Source organism: Exiguobacterium sp. s101 (genome assembly GCF_018617835.1).
GTDB classification, from domain to species: domain Bacteria; phylum Bacillota; class Bacilli; order Exiguobacteriales; family Exiguobacteriaceae; genus Exiguobacterium; species Exiguobacterium marinum.
On the sequence record NZ_JACSKX010000002.1, the window covers coordinates 46352 to 69648 of the forward strand.

The following is a 23297-nucleotide window of genomic DNA, read 5'->3' on the forward strand; positions in this document are numbered from 1 at the left end:
ATTTTATTAAGGAGTTTCAACGTCAAACTCTTCAGTTGCAGTGATCTTGATTGGTGAAGCTGAGTAACCGTTCAAGTTGTAACGAGCATTAAATGCCGCCTCTGCGTCGCCTGTTGCGTAAGCTTTTTCAGTACCGTTTGAGAAGAATGATACATCACCAGATACTTTAGACAAAGTAAGTGTTGAAGTCAATCCATCAACAACCGCTTTGAGAGCCGCAGATTCTCCAGTAACTTTGTCTTCGTCTTCGACTTGAGCCATTTGACCATATTGGTCAGTTACGACTACGTCCGCAAGGTTAAAGAATTCATCAAGATTGAATTCATTAGGTCCAGCAAATTCAACAGCTGAGAATGCGTCTAACTCATCACCTGAAATAAAGGCATTTGCATCACCGTTTGCAACAACATTAACTTTTTCAACTTTAGGAGCAACGTTAGAGAAAGTAATTTCTTTAACGATTTCTTCACCAGTTGCGTTGATAGTGATCGTTACTTTAGCAGTAGCAGTTGTAGCGTTAGCTGCGAAAGTTACTGCATCAGCATCATCAGCATCAATAACATTGTCCGAACCACTCGTCAATGCAAGAACTGAAGACTTAACTGTATAGTCTGTTCCAGCAATCAACTTCACTTCTCCACCAGAAGCAGTAACAGCTTTTACTTCAATTGAGCGCTCGTATCCTGCAGGAATTGAAGTCGCTTCTGCATTCGCACCTTTGTTAAGGTAGATTGGAGCAACATCAGATACTTTGTATGAAGCGAACTCACTGTCTTTAACAACTGTGAATTTTTTAGAGAATGCGCTCTCAGGTTTACCAACAAATGCGAATGTTACATTTGAAGCAACTTTCGTTTCACCTGCTTTGTAAGCAATTGTCAATTTCTCGCTTGCATCTCCGATTGAATCATTGTCAGAATCTACAGAGAATGGTGCGTCTGCATCAATAGTCGCTTTAATGTCTAATTCGTTTGCTGCAAGATAAGCTCCAACTTCATCAGCAGGAATAATTTGACCGTATTGATCTTCAACGATGAAGTCTTTAGCAGTTAATTCAACTTTCGCATCTGCTTGGTTACGGATAGCTGTGCTTACTTTAGAAGACAACCCTGTGATCACACGTGGTTTGATAGCTTCTTTAGCGATAACAGTCTGAGTAGCAACTTTGCTAGTTGATGATGTAACAACAACTGTCACTGGTTGTCCTTCAACAACATTATTTGCGTTGCCGACTTTACCAGCCACTTTGACGAAGAGTGCGCCGTCTTTAAGTACTACAGTTCCGCTAGATACTTTAACACCGTATGGTGCATCAGTTCCTACAAGCTTAAGATCAGTTACTGCATTTCCTTGCTTATCAAAAACTGTGAGTGGGAAGTATACATCCTTACCAGCAGTTACGATTGAAGTTGGTGCTCCAAGAGTAACAGCATCAGTACGGAAGCCCTCTGCAACTTTAACTGAAGTTTGAGCGTTCTTACCATTTGATTTCGCAATCAAGATTAAGCTAGCTTCTCCAAATGCTGCTGCTTTCGAAACAGGTAATACTACTACTTCTTTACCATTGATTGTTTCGAGTGCAAATTCACCAAATTCAACTACACCTTTGTTAGTGTTAGTCAAAATGATTTCAGCGTTTTCGCCGTTAAGACGCTTAACATCTTTGATTTCTTTACCATATTGATCTTTAACAACAACTGGTAACAAGAACTTATCTTTAGTTACATCTTGACCTTCAGTAAGTGTCTTACCATCTTTGTTGTAAAGAGCACCGATTTCAACATCAGCAGCCATTGATTCAGCGGAAACTGTTACTGTTTTCGTTGTTGTCGTAGCAGTTGCTCCGTTGATTAATGTGATAACGACTTTGTCATCTTTTTCAACGCCCTCTAATGTGATTGAACCATCTGCATTAGCTTCTGCATCATCAGCTCCTGCTGCAGAAACAGTCAACCCAGCAGCGTTAAGTTTCGTGATGTCCTCACCATATTGGTTTTCAATCTTGAATCCAACTTTAGCTGTTGTATCAGAAGTGATTGGCGCGATGTCTGAAAGGATTTCAAGACCAGCTACTTTTTCATCTTCAGTTTTAACAGAAGCTGTAAGCGCTTTGTCTGAAGCACCTGTTACAGAAAGTGCATATTCACCTTTTGTGATTTTGCTTGTCAATTCAAGTGTTGCAACAGTCTTATCTTCGTTCCAAGTGATTGCTGCAATGTTTGATTTGAATCCATCTTTAGTCAATGCGAATGCTGCTTTAGAAGTATCAACCGCTTTGTTGAATTTAACTTCGAGTGTTTTTGAAGTAGCTGCTTTGAGTTCTTTGAGCTCAAGTGCTTCAACAGTGAAGTCCATAGCTGCAGTCTTCACATCGCCAGAGCGAAGGATGAATGAGTGCGTACCAGCTGGGATGTCTTTAGCAGAAGCCATGACTTTACCGTCTTTGATTTCAGCTTCGATCGCTGGAAGTGCTTTCGACTCGTCTTTTCCTGGGAAGATTACGAGTTCAACTTTTTCGCCGTCTTTAAGGTTCTTCACGTCAGCAGAGACAGACAACATGTCGTCTTTCACTTCGTGCTTCACTTCAGAAAGCTCTACTTTCGTAGCAACTACTTTGTATTTAACTGTTTTTGTAACAACGCCGTAAGCGCGGTTAGCGTAAGTGAGTGTTCCTTCGAACTCCCCAACTTTATCTGTGTTGAATCCAGCTACTGAGAGTGGTTTCGCATATTCGTTACCGTCAGCGAAGAGTACAGGTTGAACGCGGATCCCTGAAACAGGTACGCCTTGCTCGAATACGAATTCAGATTCTGGTTTGATTTCTTGTGCGTGGTTCAAGACGCGGACGCGCTTCTCAACACGGATGCCTTGGCCTTTAACAAAACCTTTAGCAGTTTGGAATACACCAAGTTTGTTCATGTCTACTGAAGATTTGTACCAGTAGATCTCGCTGCCTTTGTACTCTTTGTCAAGTGTCGCGTCGAGGTCCCCTACGCGTACATAATCTGATGAAAGACGTACTGTCTTCATTGCTGCGTCTGCCGTAATTGCAGGCGCTACTGCTGATGCTGCTACTGCGAACGCTGCCGCTGCAGTAACGAATTGTTTCTTCTTAGCCATCTGATGAAAATCCTCCCTTAGGTAGATAGGTTTTTCTACCGTCCTTGCCCAACCGATCTCGTTCGGAGCCATGTATCCATAACAATGAATAAAGTGCTAATGTTTATGTAACCGACTCTTCTGTAGACCAGGCGTTCTCCCCCGGTAGAAGTCTTTTCAAGAATCATCTTGAACAATTTACCAAGACTGTTCTTGGAAAACCTTACATCCATAATATACATAACACTCCCAAGCGACACAAGCGTTTTTTTTCGCAAAATTGGTAACGTTTTTGAATTTTGGAGATTTTAGTTTAATTCATTTTTAGATTTACCTATTTTGTAAATGTCGAAAGGAGTCGATTTTTGTTGATTTTATGCGATTTAGACAAGAATACTCGTTGAAAACCATTTTTATACCATTAATTGCCTATAGTATTTAATTTACAATATCGATTTTTAAAGTACATTCTAATCCATACATATTTCCAAATTAAAAATCATTGACCTCTTTCAAAAAACCAAAGTTATCCAAAATATCATTCCTTATTCCAACTACAGGATGACAGATGGCTAGTTCGGATTGATTATGGCTGCGAGGACTATTTGCCTATCCATAATTTTTGAACTGGTTCGATTCATGTATCGCTGATCCCGTCACGAGAAACTGAAAAACCGTTCCCTTTTCGTCTGAAACGTAACAGATGTGTCGTCATAGATTGCCCTATACTGAAATCAATGAAGTCTTAAAGGAGATTTGACTATGCGACAACTACTGAAAGCATCCATCTCGTTCGGATTGATCGGTTGCCTCGTCCTCTCACCGATCGAGTTCGTTCTCGTAACCAATCTAACTGTTCAAGCCAAACCAGCATCGACGACCGGGACGGCTGAACGGGTGACCACAGAGTATACGAAAGTGTACGCCTCACGGTCGAAGTAGGCGAAGGTCGTCTTCCCGCTCACGTTCGGTACGACCGTCTATCAAAATGCGACGTCCGGCAGTTGGACGAAGATCACGTATAAAGGAAGAACGGGATAGGTCCCGTCAGATGCGCTCATGCCAGCCGTACCTTCCTCGACTGACACTCATCTCGTGAAACAAACGACTTCCTTGTTCTCGACGTGGTCCACGAAAGGAAAACAGATCACAATGGTCCGCTTCGGAGATCGCGCCGTCAAGACCGGGGAATATGGCAAGTGGTCTCGCGTACGCGTCGGCGGGAAGACCGGTTGGCTACCTTCTAAATATATAAGTACGCCACCTTCAAACAAACAAATCTCTCGGACAGTCTATGGGAGTCATACGTATGGTGTCGATACGCAAGCCGAGTATGATGCGGTATACAAACGGGTGAAGGCGGAATTTGATGCGAAGTATGATTCGCCCGAGTTCGGTCTTAATGAATACGTCTATCGCGTCTTAGACGGCGAGAGAGGGACGAAAGACCGAACGACCCATCGTTTCGTTCACGCGACAATGCGGGTCTCTTGAGTGCCGAGATGTCATTAGAACATGTCTTTCGTGGCGACATCTCGTTCAAAACTTATGAAAAAATGAACCGGGTCCATCGCTTCTATATTCATTTGAGCTCTAAATACGAAGCAGACGCTGTCGTCGGGGATGACCGCGTCAAGTCTGCCTACGATGACTTATTCCGTCGCAAAACAGACTGCGATGCGGGTGCACAAGTTAAGTCGCTCGTCTACGACTTGGCCGGAATCGACAACGCCATCATCGGGGACGGAGTCACGCATGCAGTGATCTTGTATCAAGTCGAGGAAGGATGGATCGAGCTCGATACCCCTTACACCAAACAAGATATCGACTTCGTCAACGCTTCGAACGTCTATCTCTCTTACACCCAAAGAGGCGAGACAATCGCCTACTGACAAAAAGGGGTTCATCCCCTTTTTATTTTGCTCATTTCCTCGAAAAACCAAAAACGGGTATCCCGATCACTCGGCATACCCGTCTCTCTTCTATCATACAGTCTTATCGTACAGTCACCTTCGTCATCTTGCCCGGGCGACCTTTCAAGTCCTCGATGTGGACGTTGATCGTCTCACTCTTTTTGAGCGCACGTGTCTTCACAGAGAACGTACCGTTCGGAAGGACTGTCCCGCGTCCTAATAATTGATACTTACTGTTGCGGACGACGACACGCATCCCGGCTTCACCTCGACCCGTGACCGACTTCGCACCAGAACGGAGCATGTTCACCGTCGGTTGCCCTGGACGTGCGCCGGCTTTCACGACGACACGTTCGCTCGTCTCATACTTCCCGTTCGTATAGACGACGCGAAGGAGCGTCCCTGCTTTTTGCGGTTGAATCGAGAAGGCCGCCATCGTCTGTTTCGACGTCCCTCGTCCGATCAACTTCTCTCCTTTATACACGCGCACACTTGTCCCCGACGCGACTTTCGCCTTGAACGTCGACGAGTTGTCCTGTGCTTTCGCGCCAGAGGCGTTCAATTTGAGCATCGACTCGGCGCGATAGACGTTCGCCTTCCCGAATCCGCTTACCGGGTTGTAGTACGCCGGGAGCGTCATCCCCAATTCTTCTAACACATACTCGAACCCGTCACTCATGCGTGGGTCGTACGGTGCGTCCCCACCCGAGAAGGCGATCGGGTCCGCCGTCCGCTGCAAGAGCGTCCGTACGTCTTCAACCGAAAGATCTGGGTGATACGACTTGAGGAGCGCGACGGCTGCAGCGACGTGTGGCGTCGCCATGCTCGTCCCGTCCATATAGACGACGTTCCCGTCCGGTACGAGACTCGCTACTTTCGAGCCCGGTGCGACAACATCAACCCCGATACCGTAGTTCGAATAATCCGAGACGATTCCGAAGGCGTTCGTCGCGCCGACTGAGATCGTATATTTCGATGATGCCGGGTACGACACGCGAGACTGCGCATCGTTCCCTGTCGCCGCCACGATGACGACGCCACGGTCATACGCATACTTCAACATGTAACCGAGCGTACGGCTTTCGTTGCCGCCGAGGCTCATATTGATGACTTTCGCCCCTGCGTCGACCGCATACTTGATCCCGAGTGCGATTTGGTCCGTGTCGCCAGAACCGCCCGCATCGAGCACTTTCACCGGCAGGATCGAGACGTTCGGGACGATCCCGCGCATCGAGACGCCGTTGTCACGTGTCGCGCCGATGACGCCGGCGACGTGTGTCCCGTGACCGTGGTCATCGATCGCGTCGCCTTCCCCGTTCGGGTCGACGAAGTTTTTCGCGTTTGCGACATCGACCTTGCCTTTTAGGTCAAGGAGACGATGGTCGACCCCTGTGTCGAGGACGGCCACTTTGATCGACCGCTTCGGCAAGTTCAATGCCTCATACTTGTCAAGACCGATCCCTGCATTCGCGAACGGCTCGAGGACCGACTTCTCGTTAATCGCCCATTGGTAGTCGAGGCTGACGTCGGTCGCGAACGACTCATACGTCTGGACCGGTTCGATATACTCGACGTTACGGTCCGACTCGAGCGTCGACTTCGCCTGTGCCTGCATCTTCGTCGACGCTTCTTCCACATCGACGAGCGCGAAGTAGTCAGACGGCTTCCCGATGGCGATGCGCTCGGCCGAGACGTCGCTCATCGCGTTCATCTTGCCAATCGACGTGCTTGGTGACGATTTGTATTTGACGATGTAACGCGGTGCGTCACTGCCGTCCGTTTGAATCGTCATCCCGATTTTGCCAAAGAGGTCCGTCACCGGAGTCCCGGCGAGCGAGTCCATCTCGAGCGCTGTCGCGATCTCGCCGATTTCGCCTTGCAACGCGGTCGGTACGCTTGCGTCGACCAAGGCGTGGAGACGGTTGATCGCCGAGGCGTCCTGGGTTTTGAGTGTATACGCCTTCTTGTCGACGAGTGCCGTCAGCAACGGACGGAGCGTCTTCAAGTCGGTGAAGGCAGCTTTGCGCTTCTCACCGTCAAACGTGATCGCCTTGACGATATACGGTGAAGCACGGTAGTAAAGGGCCGACAAATCGCGACCTTCCTGTGACGTGCCGAGTACTTCACTTTGGACGCGACGGATGAGCTTGAGCATCGAGTCACGTTCCGGTGCCGGTTGGACGATCGATTCGACGGCACACATGTCTCCGCCGACCTGCTCGTATTTGACCGGGAGTTTGACCGGGTTGACGACGAGCTTGATGTCTGACGCGAACATCGAGAGGTCTGGTGCCGGTGGCTCTTCGCCTTCCGGTACCTCTTCTGTCGGCATGTCCATCATCTCTTCGCCGAGTTCCATCGGCATATACTCGACCTTGATGTAGTATGGACCTTCCCATGCGAACGGGAAGTCGATCTTGGCCGTCTGTTCTTCCTCTTCCTTCGTCGCGCTCGCGCGGTAACGGTCGAACGTCTCATCCTTCGCCGCCATGTCGGCGCTCGGGTAGACGCTGATGTTCGCGAGCTTCGAAGATTCGAACGTGACTTCCATATGTGTCATCGCGGACGTCTCTCGTTCCATCTTGAACCAATACGTGTTGACCGGGTCCGTGCCGGTCGTGAATTCGACCGCTTCCCCCGGAGTGAGTAATGTGGCATCGGTCATTCCGTTTCCGCTGTCAGCGAGTGCTGGCGGCAGGAACGAAAGGACGAGGACGAGAACCGTCACCATCGCCACGAGTTGCTTGAATCGTGCTTTCATGTTTTCCCCTCTTTCATATGTTCTGGAGCATGTGCCCCACATCGTTCTACGGTATTTATCGGTTCATGTTTCAAAAATGTAACAAAAATGTTTCGACATTGTTTCAATCTATTCGTCGAATCGTCTTTCTTACTATAAGGAGAGAGATCTTCGCATACAAAAGACCGGTGTTTCCACCGGTCCCTTATTAGTAACCTGCGTATTGAAGCGATTGGATGAAGGCGCGTTTTTCCGCACCTGATAAGTTGAACTCTACATCGTATTCGCTACCTTCGATTGTGACGACGATCCGATTTTCCGGACGGACGTACTTGTCGACGAAGTTGATGAGTTTCGTGCTCGGGTCGAATAGGAACGACTCTTCAATCGAACCGTCATCATACATTTCGTACGTCACATCATCTTCTGAGATATTTTGTGAGTATGTCGCGCGCCCAACGCGGAGTGTCATCTTCTCAAACCCTGCGATTTCCCCATCTTCCGCAAAGTAGTTGAGCAGGAAGTTCAGGTTTGATTTAGATGGATGACCGAGAAAGGCCGGTGCGAATGTCTCGGCGTAGCGCGTGTCACCACTTGAACGGAATGCTTCTTTATGGAGCGTCAACTTCATGCCTTCAATATAGACACGATGGAAGTTGTGATAGAGTGCGTGTTGCACCGTGATTGCTTTTGGTTTACTGACGTTGCCTGCACCGTCGCGGATGACGAGTGACATCTTCTGTCCCATCTTTTGAGCAGGGATTGGGACGATGAACCCACCGTGTGACATGACCGGTGCCGTGTACGTTTTGCTGCCGATTGTGACGATGGCCGTCGAATATGGTTCTGCCTTACCGTAAACGCCACGCATCGATGCCGTCACCGATTTTGTCAACGTTGCCGGTTTCGGTGCGTACCGGTCTTTGTAGACGCTACGTTTTGACATGTCGCTCGTCGCACCTTTCGTCGTGACCGTCTTCGCCGAGAGCCACGAGTAAGCAGGTTGAGCTACAATCCCACGACGATAGAGACCGTTCGCATCGAACTTCCCTTTATACGTCTTGTCGCCGATCATGAGCTCGACGTATTGTCCCGGCTCCCCGACGACACGCACTTCGCGCGATGTCTCCGTCAACGGTTTGATGACCGGTGCATCAGGACGTGCTTCCGGGTCTTCAGCGACGATCGCACGCGTCGTCTCACTGATGTTGCCGCTCAGGTCGACGAGACGGACATCAATCACTTTGCCGACCGACTGTGGAGACATCTTGAAGACGGCCTCGCCACCTTCTAAAATCGTACGGACGTACGTCTTACTGTTGATCATGATCTCCGCTTTCGCTGCGACCTCACCTGTGATCGTGAGTGAGTTCGACGTGTGGAGTGGTGCTGATAACACAGGGGCGTCAGGTGCTGTGACGTCTTCAGTCGTCTCCGCGTTGACGGCTGTTGAAGGAACGATTCCTCCGAATGCGAGCGTAGTCGCTAAGAAAAGAGCTGCATATTTTGGTTGTTTCATAATGAATTTGGGTCCTCCTCAGGAATAATGACAATCGTTTACAAAATTATTATAATCTGTCCTTTTTCAAAAGGGTACATAATTTTTCTAAAATAGTCATATATTTTTCAAATTCACATTTCCTTCATTTTATAAAAAAACACTCCATCGATTTGGAGTGTCTAAACGCTTATTATCCTTCGTTGATCATCGTCGCTTGTCCGCCTTGCCATAACCAGACGCCATCTTCTTTCGTATAAAGATGAAGCATCCAGAAGCGACCTTCGTAGGCGTTCGTGCCGAGGATGAACTTCTCCTCGAGCAAGAGTTGGGCGACGGCGAGGTCGCCGCGTACCGTCTCGTCGAACGTCACCGTCTCCTGTGCGATCCATTGAATCGCCGTCGGGTCGACGTACTGGTCCAAGAACGTCTCTTTATCGAACTGACGCCCGCTCGAATCGACATATCGGAACGAGTCGTGCATGAGCGTCCGCATCGCGTCGAGATCGCCGGCCACTTGATGGGCCGACCGGTCGTCAGAAAGTTGTTTCATGTTGAGTGTCTCCATAGTTGTCCCTTCCTTTCCCCGTCCATCATAGCACAGATAATCGCAAACGAACGAGTGGAATGCAGAACATCGAATGACTCAATCATTTCCCTCTTATCGAAATATGCAACCTATTTCACATCGACTACATATATACTAAAAAATGTAAATTTCATGAATCGAGGTGGAAATGTTGAAACGAATCTTCAGTTTGCTCTTACTCTTTACATTCTCTTGGACACTCCCCACTCAAGCGGTCGGGTCAGATGCCATGCTTCGTGCCGGCATGACCCTCTATGCCTACCCGGAGGAATCAATCGTCCTGCTCGTGACGGATGAGCCGAGACGGGTCGAGATCCATGACGTGACCGAGACGCATACGTCCGTCACGGTCGATACATAGAACGGATTCGTTCAAACTGACGACGTCCGATATGCCGTCACACGTTACACCCAGACAGAAACGGATACGCTCGATGCTGCCGGTAAGATCATCGGCTCCCTCGTCCGTGGCGAACAGATGAGCGTCTATGGCACCATCGGAGACACTGCCCGCCTCTTCAAGGACGGCGTCTACGTCTATATGAAACGCGACGTGCTCGCAGACAAGATGCCGCGCTACACGAAGACAGGCCGCCGCTATGCGCTCGCCGCAATCAACATCTATCAGGACACGGACAAGAAACAAGTGGTCGTCGCGGGGACATCGTCTTCTTCGCCGGCACGTATAAATCCGGTCCATCGCACATCGGCATCATGCTCGATGATGAGCTCTTCATCCATGCCGGGGGCGAGATGCTTCAAATCAACTCGATCCATGACCCGATGTGGCATCCGTACTTCCTAGGATACAAATCGTTTTAAGGAGGACTCTCCATGTTTCACTATATCGACCCGTTCCTATGGCAACTCGTGATTGTCCCAACGCTTACAATCGGACTAGGGGTCGCCATCGCACTGCGCCTGAAGCGTTTGTCTATCGCTCCCTTGACCACGCTTTTCGCCTATTGGGTCCTAGAGTGGTTCATGTATCGAGGCACCCTCTTCTTCTTTACAAAGTGGTGGCTCCTTCCCCTCCTGGCGTTGGGGATCACGTTCACGTTCATCGGCAAACGTCAGGTGGAGCACCCTTCGGTCAAATGATGCTTGACAATGCATCTTTATCCCATTAAAGTAACGATAACATTCATACGAACTCGCGATGAGAAAGAAGAGTAGCGCGAAGGGACGTCTTCAGAAAGCCGGTGGTCGATGCGAACCGGTGTCGTGCCTTGCGTGAATGGGCTTTTGAGCGTTCAGACCGACATGTAGGCTCTGACGGGTCCTCCCGTTATCGGGGACAGCGAATGATGGTTCGCGATGAGTGGGAAGACAAGGCGTCTTTCAACGAAGGTGGCAACACGGGGAATCTCCTCGTCCTTCATGTCCGATCGGGCATGTGGGGCGGGGAGATTTTTTGTTTGAGCGATTGGAGGTGGGTTGGCGACGTACCACGGATATACGCACCGCGGTCATCGCATACGAACAAGACGTGCCCCTCTCGTTCGTGGATGAACTGAACGAACGGATACGTCGTATATTGACCGTTCAAACGAGGTTTCGATTTTCTATAAAAGTCTTGATAACAAATCGCCTCGAGGAGTGGTCGCACACGGATTGCGGACTTGTCCGCTACCGGCACAGTGAACATCCATAACGGTTCGTCATCGAACATGCACGATGTGGCGGTCGTCTTGAAGCGCACCGACTTGTCCCGGATATAACGGAACAGACGGGTCGGTTTGACGGGCTGTCCATATACATGCCAAACGATCCGGATGGGGTCGCCTTCTTCGAACAACGCATCAAACAATTGCTGGGCATGACGAACGACAGCCTCAAAATATTCAAGATTCAGTTCATCGGATTTGATGTCAACATAAGGTGACAGCGTGTCCTCGAGTTCGATGTGCTCGGTCAACGCTTCACCTGAAAATTGGTCCGGTCGTAAAAATGACATATATGCATCCCCTCTCTACTCACAATTATAAGGAGGTTCTTTCAATGCAACAACGGATGATCAATGGTGACGAACTCACACCGGTGGCAATCTTCCACCGACTACATAGAAGAAATCCGTCGCATGAACCCGAACGGCATCATCCTCACCCCCGGTCCCGGCGGTCCACAAGATGCCGGTGTCTCACTCGCGGTCGTTCGACAATTGTCCGGCTACATCCCGATTCTCGGGGTCTGTCTCGGCCATCAAGTCATCGCCGAGGCGTTCGGCGGGAATGTCGGACGGGCGAACGAGGTGATGCATGGCAAAGTGTCGCGCATCAATACGGTTCCTGGTGTCCTCTTCGAAGGATTGTCGATGGACGTCATGCGCTATCACTCGCTCGTCGTACAAGAGACCGAACTGACAGTCACGGCGGAGACGACAGACGGCGTTATCATGGCACTCGAACACCCGACCCATCCGACGTACGGTGTCCAGTTCCACCCTGAGTCGATCGGGACACCGGACGGACGTAGCATCTTCGAGCGATTCGTCCAACTGTGCACGAAAAAACCGGGGCACGTGTCCCCGGTTTGAGTGTCAGCCTAAAAAGTCTTCCCGTTGAAAATCATGCTTGTCGATCTTGATGTTGTCACAGGCCACCCCGTTTGTCCGGAGCACCTGAATCGTCTCGCGCAACAACTCGTCACTGCCGACGATGTAGAATAAGGCGTCCTTGTCGGATGCCATCATCCCCACGCGCTCGTAGTAGTCTTTCCGACTCGGAACGAACTCTGACGTGAAGCGTTCGTTCGATTCGAAGATGTCACCGAATAGATACGCCTTCGACGAATCGACGTTCAACGAATGAAGATGCGGGACGCCTTCCCCGTTCGCCAAATAGTCGAGGACGACCGGACGGAATGTCGCGAGTCCGACCCCAGCCGATAACAAGTAGACATTCTTCCCACTCCGTTCGAGCGGGACGTTCGAATGTGTCTTGAACAAGGCGACCTTGTCCCCCGGTACCATGTCGCGAAGGATCGATTTAAACGTCGAGCATTCGGATTTGATGCGGGTCGTAATCCCGATTGCCCCTTCGTTTGGCAACGTCGAGATCGACATATGGCGGACGAGGCTCCGGTCCGGCTTGTCCCCGGCGTTGAACCCTTCGAGCGCGAGATGCGTGTGCGCCCCTTCCTGCCACGTAAATTCAGGTGGCAAGGCGAGATGGAACGTGTATGTATCCGGTGCCTCCGCCACTACTTTAGTGATCGGTGTCCAGTCAATTTTCATGTGAATCCTCCCTTTCGTTAATACACCGCAATTGGCCCATACGGACCTTCGATGATTTCCAGTTTCGTCTCAAAAATATCGGATAAAATCTTCGCGTCCATGATTTCATCGACCGTTCCGAACGCAGCAATCTGCCCGTCTTTCATCGCACAGATGCGGTCCGAGTATTTCGCCGCGAAGTTGATGTCGTGGAGCACCGTGACGATCGTCCGTCCGAACTCGTCGGCGACGTGGCGCAAATACTCCATCATCTGTACCGAACGAGCAATGTCCAAGTTGTTGAGCGGCTCATCGAGGAGGACGTATTCCGTCTCCTGGCAGAGCACCATCGCCACGTAAGCACGCTGCCTTTGTCCCCCTGAGAGCTCGTCGAGATAGCGGTTCTCGAGCGCGGTCAAGTCGAGGAAGTCGATATATTTCGAGATGATGGCCTCGTCCTCTTTTGTGAGGCGTCCTTTCGAGTACGGGAAACGCCCGAACCCGGCGAGTTGTCGGACCGTGAGCCGTGTCACGAAGTGGTTTTCTTGACGGAGGATGGTGATGATTTTCGCCAAGTCTTTCGACTTCGTGCTCGACACGTCCATGCCGGCGACTTGGATCTGTCCCTCGTCTAAGTTGAGCAACCGTCCGATCATCATGAGCGTCGTCGACTTGCCCGCCCCGTTCGGTCCAATCAATGAGGTGAACCCGGCTTTCGGGATGTCGAGCGTGAGCGGTCCGATGTGGACGTCGTCTGTATACGATTTTTTGATTTGTTCGATTTGAATCATAGCGACCTCTTCCTTAGAATGACGGCCAAGAAGATGAGTCCACCGAACAGTTCGATGATGACGGAGACGACACTTGGCGTCTGGAATATGTGATACATAAAGAAATACGCGCTCGTCAGGACGAAGAACCCTAGGGCGAACGCCATCGGGAAGACGTATTTATGATCATACGTCGAGGCGACCTGATAGCTGAGCGTCGCGACTAAAAATCCGAAGAACGTGAGCGGTCCGATGAGCGCTGTCGAGACGGACATGAGGAGTGAGATCAAGACGAGCGTGTAGATGACGCTCCTCCGATGGTTCACCCCGAACGTCGTTGCGACGTCCTTGCCGAGTGCGACGATATTCAATCGATTCGAGAACAGGAACAAGAGTGTCCCGGCGATGACGACGATGGGGATGACGATGGGGAAGTACGCCACGTCGGCATTCGTCACCGAACCGAACAGTCGCGCCTGCAGGATATCGAACTCGGACGGGGCGAGCATGCGGCGCATGAACGACGACACCGAGTTCAGTCCCGTCCCGATGATGATCCCGACGAGCAGCATGAGCTGCAAGTTGGCGTATTTGCCTGACAAGAGCCATCCGTAGAGGAGAAGACTCATCGTCACCATGAGACCGACCTGGGTCAAGAATGCGCCCGTTCCCGAAAATCCAATCAATGCCCCGGCCCCGAAGAAGAAGACCATGCTCGTCTGAATCGTCGAGTAGAGCGCGTCGAACCCGAGTAGCGATGGCGTTATGATACGGTTGTTCGTCACGGAGTGGAATGCGACCGTCGCGAGGCTTTGACAGAGTGCCGCAATCAACATCGTGACGATGGCGACGATTCGCCGTTCCACGACCGGCACGAATGACGGGGAGTCCATCGGGACCGGATTGTTATAAAGGAGAAGTCCGAGTGCGCACAACAGTCCACCGAGAATGAAGGCACTTAAGAAGAGCCAGTAGCGTCTGCTCGCCCGTTTCGATTGAAACGCCGAGGCGTGACGTTCTTCTGTCAATTCCCCAATTGATACGTCGACACCGTCTCGTTCCATGACCGTACTCATCGAACCCCTCCCTTCTTACGTTGTCGCATTAAGATCATGATGAAGACGACTGCCCCGACCGTCCCGAGAATGAGGGAGACCGGGAGCTCGAACGGCATGATGATCGTCCGTGAAATCAAGTCACTGACGAGAATCGCACCCATCCCGACAAGACAGACCCATGGCAGGTTGCTGCGCAAATCATCCCCGCGGAACATCGAGACGAGGTTCGGAACGATGAGTCCAAGGAACGGCAAATTCCCGATGACCGTCGCCACGACCCCGACCGATAAGGCGATGAGCCCCGTCGCCATCATCATGAGCTGGTTATAGTTCACGCCGAGGCTCGTCGCGATGTCTTCCCCTAACCCTGCAAGCGTCAGGCGATTCGCCAGTAAAAAGATGAGCAACGTCACGACGATGATGACCCATAAATACTCGTACCGCCCGATTTGCACTGAAGCGAATGAACCGACAAACCAGCCTTCAATCGCCTGACTTGCCCGGAAAAATAGACCGAGGAACGTCGAGATCGCCGAGATGACCGCCCCTAACATGAGCCCGATGATCGGCACGATGAGCGACGAACGGAGTTTGACCGAACGTAAGAACCAGAAGAAGACCATCGTCCCGATGAATGCGAAGACGATTGCCCCGGTCATCCGCATCATGAGGCTCGGTGCCGGTACGAGTAAATAAACGGTGAGCAGTCCGAGACCCGCCCATTCGAGCGTCCCCGTCGTCGTCGGCTCGACAAGTCGGTTTTGCGTGATGAGCTGCATGACGAGCCCCGCCATCGCCATCGCCGCACCCGTCAACATGAGGGCGACCGTCCGTGGGACTCGGGTGATCCAAAACATATCGAAGCCGTCTGTCCGTGACAGATCGTACACCCCGGTAAAGAGCGACAGCACCGCCAAACCGAGGACGATGATCACGGTGAACACGAACGACTTCGTCCACAATCTAGAAAAGGAGGGCTGAGACATCGTCTCAACCCTGGCTGTCAATGGTTTTTGCATGACGGAACCTTACTTCGCGAGCGCTTCCGTGACACTGTTGAAGAATTCCGTGTACGTTTGAATCGATTCGTTCAAGTACGTGTCTTTCGGGGCATAGACGATTTGCTCTTTCGTCACAGCCGTCGTCTTTTGAAGCGCCGGTGCGTTGTCGATCACGTCTTCGGCTGGTACTGCGCCTTCTGCGTCACCGAGTGGTGCGTCACGGTCGAGAACGAACAACCAGTCTGGGTTGCTTTCTGCGATGGCTTCGACAGATACTTCGTCGCCTTCGTGGTCACCTGTCGTCTTCTCGACTTCAAGGGCTGGGACCCATCCGAAGATGTCATACATCGGTCCGAACACGCGTCCCGTTACCGGTGCTGAGAACCCGATGTCTCCGCCCGATACGATGACCGACATGATTGTGTCTTCTCCGTTGTATGCCGCTTTCGCGTCTTCGATCGACTTGTCGAGGTCCGCGACGATCGTTTCGGCTTCTGTGTTTTTGTCAAAGATTTTTCCGAGTGTGAGCGTCGTGTCTGTCAATCCTTTGACTAAAATCTCACCCGGTGTGCCTGAATCCTCTGGGATTTCAATGTTCAAATCGATGACCGCCGCTTCCGGTACCAACTTTTTAATGTCCTCGTAGTAATCCGCGAAACGTTGACCAACGATGACGACGTCCGGGTCAACTCCCGCAATCGCCTCTAAGTTCGGCTCGAAGTGCATGCCGACATCACTGATGTCTTTGTCTGATGCGTATGGTGAATCAGCCGGAAGGAGTCCGATTGGTGCCGCCACCAAGTCGATGTCCCATGCTGCCAATGTTTCGAACGTCCGGTTATCGAGGGCGACGACCTTCTCCGGATTGACCGGTACCTCGATTGTGCCATGTGCGTCTGTAATTTCGACCGTCTCTGTCTTTGTTGCGCCGTCGACGTTTTCTTCTTTCTTCGTCTCACTCGTTCCGCCACATGCGGCGAGTACGAAGACGAGCAACGTCAACATGAGTGAAATCTTGAATTTCCCCACTTCATCCATCTCCTCTGTATGTAAAGTTCAATGATTCTCATATCTAGAACGAGTCGCGTTGGTTATGTATGTCTAGTATCGCGCTCTCGTTGTCAGTGATAATGATTATCATTGTCGTTTTCATCAAGTAGCATAACAAACAAAATTAGGATACGCAATGCCAATTTGACAAGATTCGGATAGGAAAATTTTTCTTTCCATAGATGCACGCACAAAAAAAGAAAGTGGAAGGTCCACTTTCAAAGTTACTCATTGTCATCACGATTTCGTTTTCGATCGAGAATGATGTACGTTACGAATAAGACGAACGTATACGTCGCTGAGAAAATCACGATACTCAACAATCCGTCCGGTATGAGTTTCCTGATCAAGAACAACGAAAACACGACCGAGAAAAACAAATACGGTCCTCGATCGTCAGTCGGCGTGTCTCGCCAGTAAATGATCAAGATGAGAAGCGCGAGCGGACCGCAAAGGGCATACAAAAAGAAAAACGGCACGCGGCGCATCAAAAATGGAGTTGGTTTAGGCAGTTCCATCCCACTCATGCCTCCGAGATCCCGTTCGCCAACAGCAACAGGAAAGTCCAAATCGACAATGGGATCATCAATCCGATTGTCGCAAGTAGCGTATAGATTTTAATGATCCGATCCTTCGTGAACAGTCCCCAAATCAACGTGGCGAACAAGGCGATGTCAATCGCGAGATATACCCAGATGACCGTCATCAACTCAAGGTTCGGAAACACTCGACCGTTCAAGGTGAAGAAGGTGATCACCGTCACGATAAAGAGTCCGAGCGTTGCGTATAGTGGTGCGTAGCGCCTCTTCATACGAGCATCGCCCGCTTCCGTTTGACCATCTCCAGGCAGCGGCGGACACACGTATCAACGTAGCCATCCAATTGATCAGGGAGGAACATCGTGTACGTCCCCTCCTCCGTCATCGCCGCGTCCCGCTCGACTTTCTCGACCAGTTCAATGAGCTCTGGATTTCCTTTCAAGCGTTCAAAATCGAACGTCTCGAGACGTTCCGACAGCCGAGCATTGTACGCATCAAAGTCCGCATAATAGGCCGCCTGTTTTGACGGGTCCTGGGTGATGAGCTCTTTCAACCAACCTTTATAAAACCCCTGCAACCAGATCTCATCCGCGACGAGGTGCGCGTAATAGCCGAGTCGATACGAGAAGTCTTCCTCCTTGCTGTCAATCCAATATTGGGAAAGATCCAAGCGACGAGATAAATCATCATGGCGTCCTGCGTAGTAATGGGATGACTCTTTTTCTGTCGTTGCATCCGGTGCGAGACTTCCGAGCAAAAATGCGACCTCATCCACCTCCGACAACGCTGGTAACATCTCATTCGCGATGACGAGATGCATCAAATGTGAACCCATGTCACGCCCCCCTTTTCCCTGATTATTCCATCAACGTTCTATCTCGACAACCCCTCGTAAATTTTGATAGACTTACTTTACTGAACGGTCAGTAAAGTTATGAGAGGTGTGATTGGATGAGTAAAAAACAATTGTTGTTGCAGACTGCCGCCCAGATGATTCGAGAGGACGGGATCAGTCAGTTATCGCTCGAACGGTTGGCGACGAAAGCAGGAATCACGAAAGCCGGGGTACTCTACCATTTCGACAGCAAGGCCAACTTGTTGCGCCAGATGAACGAATTCGCCATCGAGACGTTCGAGAAACGAATCACTGATCATCTCTCCGATGGTCCATATTCGTTCACCCGCGCCTATGCCCTGGCGACATTGGAGGATGTTGATCACGGGGACACGGACCTCGTCGCCGTTTTTATCTCGTCACAAGAAGATGCGACGAGCGAGTCGATTTGGAGTGACGTGTCAACCGGTTGGAACGAGCGATTCGCTGTCGACGGACCGGATCAGGATGCAATCTTGAAACTTCGCCTTCTCTGTGACGGCTTTTGGTTCGCTGTCTTGTATGGGTATAGCGAATCGTTCAAGGACCGTGCGGCGACACTCATTCGGGAAGCATGTGATGAGTTGGTTCAAGGAGGTTCGTGATATGGGATTCATCTATTTAATCGGGGCCATCGCCTCGGAACTGTTCGGGTCGAGCATGTTGAAAGTGAACGCCACCTCGACGAGCCGACTCCCGATTCTCGGGGTCGCCTTCGGATATGGGACGGCGTTTTATCTCTTATCGCTCGCCCTCTTTACCATTCCACTCAGCTTCGCGTATGCGTTTTGGAGCGGGGTCGGGACGGCACTCACGGCGGTGATCGGCTTCGTCGTCTTCCGAGAACAAATCAGTCGTCAAAAAATTGCTGGAATCGGGCTCGTCATCATCGGGCTCGTCTTGATGAAAGTGTGAGGTTAATCGAAATGAAAGTCTATCTTTTACTGTTCTTCTCCATCGGGTTTGAGGTGCTCGGGACGTCGATGTTGAAGCTGTCGGATGGATTCACGAACCTTGTACCGAGTGTCATCCTCTTGGTCAGTTTCGCCGCCTCGTTCACCCTCATGGGCATCGTGTTGAAGATGATTCCACTCAGTATCGCCTATAGCATCTGGGCCGGGCTCGGGACGGTGGCGACAGGACTCATCGGGGTGTTCGTGTATGGGGAAGTTCTTTCGGCATTGAACGGAATCGGTCTCTTGTTGATCGTCCTCGGCGTTATCGTGATGAATCAACGAAGTGAGGAAGTCGTGACATGAACGAGTTGGCAGATCATCTTCAAACACTAGAAGAAGCGTTATTGAAGATGCGATTCCATCAAGGCACAGTCGTCCCACCGAAGGCAACCTGATTGCTGAAAGTCCACACCTTCCGCTACTCTGAAATGGAATCTAAGCGTGACGAAAGGGGCAGTTTCTTTATGAACATTTTACTCGTTGGGGCAAGCGGCACGGTCGGTCAAGCCGTCGCAAAAGAGTTGGAGAAAACACATACGATCATCCGGGCTGGGCGTAACGGGGCAGACATCAAAGTCGACCTCACTTCTGAAGACAGCATCCGCCAGATGTATGAGACGGTCGGACGGGTCGACGCGGTCATCAGTACGGCGGGCAGCACGCATTTCGGTCCGCTTTCCGAGATGACGCCGGCAGATAATCAGAAGAGTATCGACAGCAAAATCAAAGGACAGGTCAACCTCGTCCTTCTCGGGCTCGATCATGTGAACGATGGTGGTAGCTTTACACTGACGAGTGGAATCTTGATGGACGACCCCATCAAAGAAGGTGCATCGGCGGCACTCGCGAACGGGTCCATCAAAGGATTCGTGACCGGTGCGGCAATCGAGATGCCACGGGGCATCCGCATCAATAACGTCAGTCCGAACGTCCTTGTCGAAGCACTCGATGCGTACGGTCCTTACTTCCGTGGTTACGAGGCGGTACCAGGTGAACGGGTCGCCCTCGCCTATGTGAAGAGTGTCGAAGGCGCGCAGACTGGACAAACGTACGAAGTGTATTAACAACGAAGCATCTCTTCAAGAGGTGCTTTTTTCGTACCTTGCACTTTATTTTATCCCCTTCGATAGGGAAATTCCGCTATACTTGGGGCATCTTATACCCGGGAAAGGTTGAAGTTTCATGAAAGACAAAACGTTTCGCGCCCTTTATCACATTCCCTCCTTCTTTCGTCGAACATCCGCTCCAAAAGCGCGCCCTTCAGGCGGCCGGTCGTCCTCAGGAATCGATGGTCGAGGTCATCTTCCGCGTCGGTGGGTTCGGCACGTATGATGTGAGTACAATCACCTTTTTTGAGAGGGGCACCGTCCTTCGTCACATTGAGCGATCCGACCGATCCATCACCGAGCCCTTTGAATTCGAATACTACGAGGGAGAGGAAGCGAAACAGATGCGCGTCGCGTTTCACCTGCTTGGAACGAATTGGTGGCCAACCGTTTTCGAAGAACTCGAAGGGGTTCGCACGCTAGACGGCACACAGTGGAGCCTCAGCGTATACACGAACGGGACACTCATTCACGAGCATCATGGCAGTAACGCCTACCCGTCCGAATGGGAGCAAGTGACTCGTCTGTTCGGTATTTCTTGAAGAACGACAAAGGGAGCATCCGCAGTGGATGCTCCCTTTCGTCAGAGTGCTTGAATCATCTCGACCCGATTGCCGAACGGGTCTCTGAACTCGAAGCGGTCGTATCCTGGAATCGGGATGCCTTCGGAGTAAGAAATCTCGTTCTCTCGAAGCGCTTCCTTCCAATGACCTAAATCAGTCACCGCGTATGCGATATGCGCTTTCGTCTTCTGTCGTTCCACGTCGTCCTCTGCCCCGACATGGACGGAACGGTCGCCGACTTGAAGCCAAAATCCGCCACGTCCTTTCAGTGACTCCGGCTTCTCGATTTCACGTAGACCGAGAAACTCACAATAGAACGCCTTCGCCTCTCGCTCCGCTCCAATTGGAATCGTGAGCTGCACATGATGAATCCCTGTGATCATGCTCATTTCCCCTTCCGATAAGTCAGTCCGATATACTGCATCTTCTCGTTGAACAAACGCGGGTACGCCAGATAGCCGACGAGCGTCGCCGAGATCGAGGCGGTCGTCAAAATTAAGAAGAGGATCAAGAGTTGATACAAAACCGCTTCCATCGGGTCGGCTCCCCCAATGATGAGACCGCTCATCATCCCCGGTAGCTGGACGAGTCCCATCGTCTTTTGGGCCTCGACAGTCGGGATCATGCTCGTGCGAATCGCATTCTTCAAGCTATTGTCGATGGCTACTTTCGGTGTCCCTCCGAGTGAGAGAATGAGTTCAATGACGTCATCACTCCGCTCGACCTCGTCTTTGAACTTGTTCAAGAACAGGAGTGATAACACCATGCTGTTCCCGATGACCATCCCGCTGATCGGAATGACCTTTTCCGGCTCGAATGGGATGATACCGAGCCCGAGCAGGAGTCCCATCGTCAGCGCTTCGATCGTCACGAGCGTCAAGACGATGATCCACATGATACCCGGAATCCCGTCCCCTTTCCGTCGGATGTTTTGTGTCGCGGCGACAATCATGAGTAAAATCATCAACAGCATGAAGATCGGACTGTCGCTCTCAAAGACTAACGTCAGGATATAACCGATGATCAACAGTTGAATGATGGAGCGGACCGTCGCGATGATAATATCACGCTCGAGTCCAAGTCGTAGGACGAGCGTCAAGGCGAGTGGGATGACGACGAAGATGAGTGCCGTCGCGAGTTCAATATATGACATCAATCTTCCCCCCTGACGAATCGTTGGATGACGGGATCGTCCGACTTATCGATGAACGATGCATCCCCGTAAGCAAGCAGTTCTCCGTCCTTCAAGAACCACATATCGTCACTTACCCGACGCGCCTGATCAAGGTCATGGGTGATCCAGATGACGGTCACTCCATATGATTGTTGCAGTTTTCGGATGAGTCGCTCGATTTCTTTCACCGTCCGGTAATCGAGGCTCGCCGTGATCTCATCGAGCAAGAGCACGTCTGGTTTGTTGACGAGCGTCCGGGCGATGGCGACCCGACTTCGTTCCCCGCCCGACAGTGATTTGACGGGTTGGTCGAGGAGCGCCTCACTCAAGTCGACACGATGGAGCAATTCGGCAGCCCGGTCGCGGTCAAGTGTCTCGTCGAAGATGGCTTTCGGGAGATTCAAGTTGTCGTACACCGTCCCTTGAATCATCGGCGCACTTTGGAACGCCATCCCGATTTTCTTTCGTAGCTCGAGGATGTCCATCTCCGCGATGTCTTCCCCTTTAAATAAAATCGTGCCCGTGTCTGGTGACAGCAATCCGTTGATATGCTTCAGACACGTCGTCTTGCCGGCGCCGCTCGGTCCGACGAAGGTCGTGATTCGTCCTTCCCGGAACGTCCCGGACACATGGTGCAGGATGTCTTGATGACTCACATCTTTGAATTCAATGATTGACATGCTTCTCTCGCCTCCTGGTTCTAGTGTACAGAAAAGAGCGGATGAGGTGGTCAAGAATGCAGTTTGTAATCGGTTATAATCAGATTAAGGGGGTGTCTGTGATGGAAACAATAAATATCCATCTCAATGAAGAAGATGCGAGCGTCATTAAGGAATATGTAGAAGCGAAACAGCTGCACCTGTCTACCTTCATTCGCGATGTGATGATTGAACATATTCAAAACGAAAGAGACCTAAATCGATATCACGAAACGATGTATCATCATCAAAAGGAATCGAAAGCAATCTCATTCGAAGAGATGATGAAAGAATTGGACGGGGAATAAATGTTATACAAATAAAATCTACGCTAGACCATCTTTTTGAATTATGTCATCTGATCCAACATTCGAGTTACATTTTGAAATCCCTTGTCCGTCTAATGTGTTCATTTCCTACTCATTTCCTTGATAAACATAGTCATCTCAGAACAA

At 50.7% G+C, this 23297-nt stretch carries 29 protein-coding genes and 1 other annotated feature; of the genes, 13 read left to right on the forward strand and 16 right to left on the reverse strand.

Annotation, left to right across the window (positions count from 1 at the left end; genetic code table 11):
• Positions 1–6: 6 nt before the first annotated feature.
• Positions 7–3120, reverse strand: coding sequence for a hypothetical protein (locus tag KNO76_RS13975; protein WP_251127850.1), 3114 nt, complete (start codon positions 3118–3120; stop codon positions 7–9).
• 741 nt (positions 3121–3861) lie between these two features.
• Here KNO76_RS13975 and KNO76_RS02345 point away from each other — a divergent pair.
• The 3 genes from KNO76_RS02345 (at position 3862) to KNO76_RS02355 (ending at position 4991) form a co-directional block, all read left to right on the forward strand.
• Positions 3862–4041: a hypothetical protein gene (locus KNO76_RS02345; protein ID WP_214882108.1), complete on the forward strand. Its 180-nt coding sequence runs from the start codon at positions 3862–3864 to the stop codon at positions 4039–4041.
• Between the two features lie 117 nt (positions 4042–4158).
• Positions 4159–4593, forward strand: coding sequence for an SH3 domain-containing protein (locus KNO76_RS02350; RefSeq protein WP_214882111.1), 435 nt, complete (start codon positions 4159–4161; stop codon positions 4591–4593).
• An 8-nt stretch (positions 4594–4601) separates the two neighbouring features.
• Entirely contained in the window at positions 4602–4991 is a 390-nt protein-coding gene (locus tag KNO76_RS02355) for a hypothetical protein (RefSeq protein ID WP_214882114.1), read from the forward strand.
• Positions 4992–5094: 103 nt separating this feature from the next.
• Here the strand turns inward: KNO76_RS02355 and KNO76_RS02360 are convergent, their stop codons facing one another.
• The 3 genes from KNO76_RS02360 to KNO76_RS02370 all read right to left on the reverse strand — a co-directional run bounded on the left by KNO76_RS02360 (position 5095) and on the right by KNO76_RS02370 (position 9818).
• Positions 5095–7773: a S8 family peptidase gene (locus KNO76_RS02360; RefSeq protein ID WP_214882116.1), complete on the reverse strand. Its 2679-nt coding sequence runs from the start codon at positions 7771–7773 to the stop codon at positions 5095–5097.
• Positions 7774–7960: 187 nt separating this feature from the next.
• Positions 7961–9271, reverse strand: a complete 1311-nt coding sequence (locus KNO76_RS02365) for an Ig-like domain-containing protein (RefSeq protein ID WP_214882119.1) — start codon at positions 9269–9271, stop codon at positions 7961–7963.
• A gap of 172 nt (positions 9272–9443) precedes the next feature.
• On the reverse strand, positions 9444–9818 hold the full coding sequence (locus KNO76_RS02370; RefSeq protein WP_251127851.1) for a nuclear transport factor 2 family protein: 375 nt from the start codon (positions 9816–9818) through the stop codon (positions 9444–9446).
• Between the two features lie 172 nt (positions 9819–9990).
• Between KNO76_RS02370 and KNO76_RS02375 the strand changes: the two genes are divergently transcribed.
• From KNO76_RS02375 to KNO76_RS02385, 3 genes are all read left to right on the forward strand, one after another.
• Positions 9991–10200, forward strand: a complete 210-nt coding sequence (locus tag KNO76_RS02375; protein ID WP_214882122.1) for a hypothetical protein — start codon at positions 9991–9993, stop codon at positions 10198–10200.
• Between the two features lie 302 nt (positions 10201–10502).
• On the forward strand, positions 10503–10661 hold the full coding sequence (locus tag KNO76_RS02380; RefSeq protein WP_214703511.1) for an NlpC/P60 family protein: 159 nt from the start codon (positions 10503–10505) through the stop codon (positions 10659–10661).
• A 12-nt stretch (positions 10662–10673) separates the two neighbouring features.
• The gene (locus KNO76_RS02385) at positions 10674–10940 is read left to right on the forward strand and encodes a hypothetical protein (RefSeq protein WP_214882125.1); all 267 of its coding nucleotides are present in this window, start codon (positions 10674–10676) and stop codon (positions 10938–10940) included.
• A 49-nt stretch (positions 10941–10989) separates the two neighbouring features.
• Positions 10990–11221, forward strand: a binding site (T-box leader).
• On the opposite strand, the gene KNO76_RS02390 is transcribed toward KNO76_RS02385, so the two are convergent.
• Entirely contained in the window at positions 11218–11796 is a 579-nt protein-coding gene (locus KNO76_RS02390; RefSeq protein ID WP_214882128.1) for a DUF3885 domain-containing protein, read from the reverse strand. Its footprint overlaps the feature before it by 4 nt.
• Before the next feature lie 63 nt (positions 11797–11859).
• Between KNO76_RS02390 and KNO76_RS02395 the strand changes: the two genes are divergently transcribed.
• Positions 11860–12375, forward strand: a complete 516-nt coding sequence (locus KNO76_RS02395; RefSeq protein WP_214882131.1) for an anthranilate synthase component II — start codon at positions 11860–11862, stop codon at positions 12373–12375.
• Between the two features lie 3 nt (positions 12376–12378).
• Here KNO76_RS02395 and KNO76_RS02400 read toward each other — a convergent pair whose 3' ends face one another.
• The 8 genes from KNO76_RS02400 to KNO76_RS02435 all read right to left on the reverse strand — a co-directional run bounded on the left by KNO76_RS02400 (position 12379) and on the right by KNO76_RS02435 (position 18306).
• Positions 12379–13074, reverse strand: coding sequence for a ferredoxin reductase domain-containing protein (locus KNO76_RS02400; RefSeq protein ID WP_214882133.1), 696 nt, complete (start codon positions 13072–13074; stop codon positions 12379–12381).
• A gap of 17 nt (positions 13075–13091) precedes the next feature.
• Complete coding sequence (locus KNO76_RS02405; RefSeq protein ID WP_214882136.1) at positions 13092–13844, reverse strand: iron ABC transporter ATP-binding protein; 753 nt, start codon at positions 13842–13844, stop codon at positions 13092–13094.
• Complete coding sequence (locus KNO76_RS02410) at positions 13841–14899, reverse strand: iron chelate uptake ABC transporter family permease subunit (RefSeq protein WP_214882139.1); 1059 nt, start codon at positions 14897–14899, stop codon at positions 13841–13843. The genes KNO76_RS02405 and KNO76_RS02410 overlap by 4 nt, the downstream gene beginning before the upstream one ends.
• Positions 14896–15900: an ABC transporter permease gene (locus tag KNO76_RS02415; protein ID WP_214882143.1), complete on the reverse strand. Its 1005-nt coding sequence runs from the start codon at positions 15898–15900 to the stop codon at positions 14896–14898. The genes KNO76_RS02410 and KNO76_RS02415 overlap by 4 nt, the downstream gene beginning before the upstream one ends.
• Before the next feature lie 9 nt (positions 15901–15909).
• Positions 15910–16920, reverse strand: coding sequence for a siderophore ABC transporter substrate-binding protein (locus tag KNO76_RS02420; RefSeq protein WP_214882147.1), 1011 nt, complete (start codon positions 16918–16920; stop codon positions 15910–15912).
• A gap of 236 nt (positions 16921–17156) precedes the next feature.
• Entirely contained in the window at positions 17157–17450 is a 294-nt protein-coding gene (locus tag KNO76_RS02425; protein ID WP_214882150.1) for a hypothetical protein, read from the reverse strand.
• A gap of 5 nt (positions 17451–17455) precedes the next feature.
• Positions 17456–17743 carry a hypothetical protein gene (locus tag KNO76_RS02430; RefSeq protein ID WP_214882153.1) on the reverse strand — a complete coding sequence of 96 codons (288 nt, stop codon included), beginning with the start codon at positions 17741–17743 and terminating at the stop codon, positions 17456–17458.
• On the reverse strand, positions 17740–18306 hold the full coding sequence (locus tag KNO76_RS02435) for a zinc dependent phospholipase C family protein (protein ID WP_214882156.1): 567 nt from the start codon (positions 18304–18306) through the stop codon (positions 17740–17742). Before KNO76_RS02435 ends, KNO76_RS02430 begins: the two co-directional genes overlap by 4 nt.
• Before the next feature lie 116 nt (positions 18307–18422).
• On the opposite strand from KNO76_RS02435, the gene KNO76_RS02440 reads away from it, so the two are divergent.
• The 5 genes from KNO76_RS02440 to KNO76_RS02460 all read left to right on the forward strand — a co-directional run bounded on the left by KNO76_RS02440 (position 18423) and on the right by KNO76_RS02460 (position 20949).
• Positions 18423–18950: a TetR/AcrR family transcriptional regulator gene (locus KNO76_RS02440; RefSeq protein ID WP_214882159.1), complete on the forward strand. Its 528-nt coding sequence runs from the start codon at positions 18423–18425 to the stop codon at positions 18948–18950.
• A 1-nt stretch (position 18951) separates the two neighbouring features.
• Positions 18952–19260 (forward strand): DMT family transporter, encoded by a 309-nt coding sequence (locus KNO76_RS02445; protein ID WP_074036309.1) that lies wholly within the window; start codon positions 18952–18954, stop codon positions 19258–19260.
• A gap of 11 nt (positions 19261–19271) precedes the next feature.
• The gene (locus KNO76_RS02450; protein WP_214882162.1) at positions 19272–19604 is read left to right on the forward strand and encodes a DMT family transporter; all 333 of its coding nucleotides are present in this window, start codon (positions 19272–19274) and stop codon (positions 19602–19604) included.
• Between the two features lie 161 nt (positions 19605–19765).
• The gene (locus KNO76_RS02455) at positions 19766–20365 is read left to right on the forward strand and encodes a short chain dehydrogenase (RefSeq protein ID WP_214882164.1); all 600 of its coding nucleotides are present in this window, start codon (positions 19766–19768) and stop codon (positions 20363–20365) included.
• A gap of 224 nt (positions 20366–20589) precedes the next feature.
• Positions 20590–20949, forward strand: a complete 360-nt coding sequence (locus KNO76_RS02460) for a hypothetical protein (RefSeq protein ID WP_214882167.1) — start codon at positions 20590–20592, stop codon at positions 20947–20949.
• A 41-nt stretch (positions 20950–20990) separates the two neighbouring features.
• Here the strand turns inward: KNO76_RS02460 and KNO76_RS02465 are convergent, their stop codons facing one another.
• The 3 genes from KNO76_RS02465 to KNO76_RS02475 are packed head-to-tail and all read right to left on the reverse strand — an operon-like array spanning position 20991 to position 22824.
• Positions 20991–21353: a VOC family protein gene (locus tag KNO76_RS02465; protein WP_214703274.1), complete on the reverse strand. Its 363-nt coding sequence runs from the start codon at positions 21351–21353 to the stop codon at positions 20991–20993.
• A 2-nt stretch (positions 21354–21355) separates the two neighbouring features.
• On the reverse strand, positions 21356–22123 hold the full coding sequence (locus KNO76_RS02470; protein ID WP_214882170.1) for an ABC transporter permease: 768 nt from the start codon (positions 22121–22123) through the stop codon (positions 21356–21358).
• A complete protein-coding gene (locus tag KNO76_RS02475) occupies positions 22123–22824 on the reverse strand; it encodes an ABC transporter ATP-binding protein (RefSeq protein ID WP_214882173.1) in 702 nt (233 codons plus the stop codon). The genes KNO76_RS02470 and KNO76_RS02475 overlap by 1 nt, the downstream gene beginning before the upstream one ends.
• 101 nt (positions 22825–22925) lie before the next feature.
• Between KNO76_RS02475 and relB the strand changes: the two genes are divergently transcribed.
• Positions 22926–23150: a type II toxin-antitoxin system RelB family antitoxin gene (gene relB, locus KNO76_RS02480; protein ID WP_214882175.1), complete on the forward strand. Its 225-nt coding sequence runs from the start codon at positions 22926–22928 to the stop codon at positions 23148–23150.
• The last annotated feature ends 147 nt before the right edge of the window (positions 23151–23297 follow it).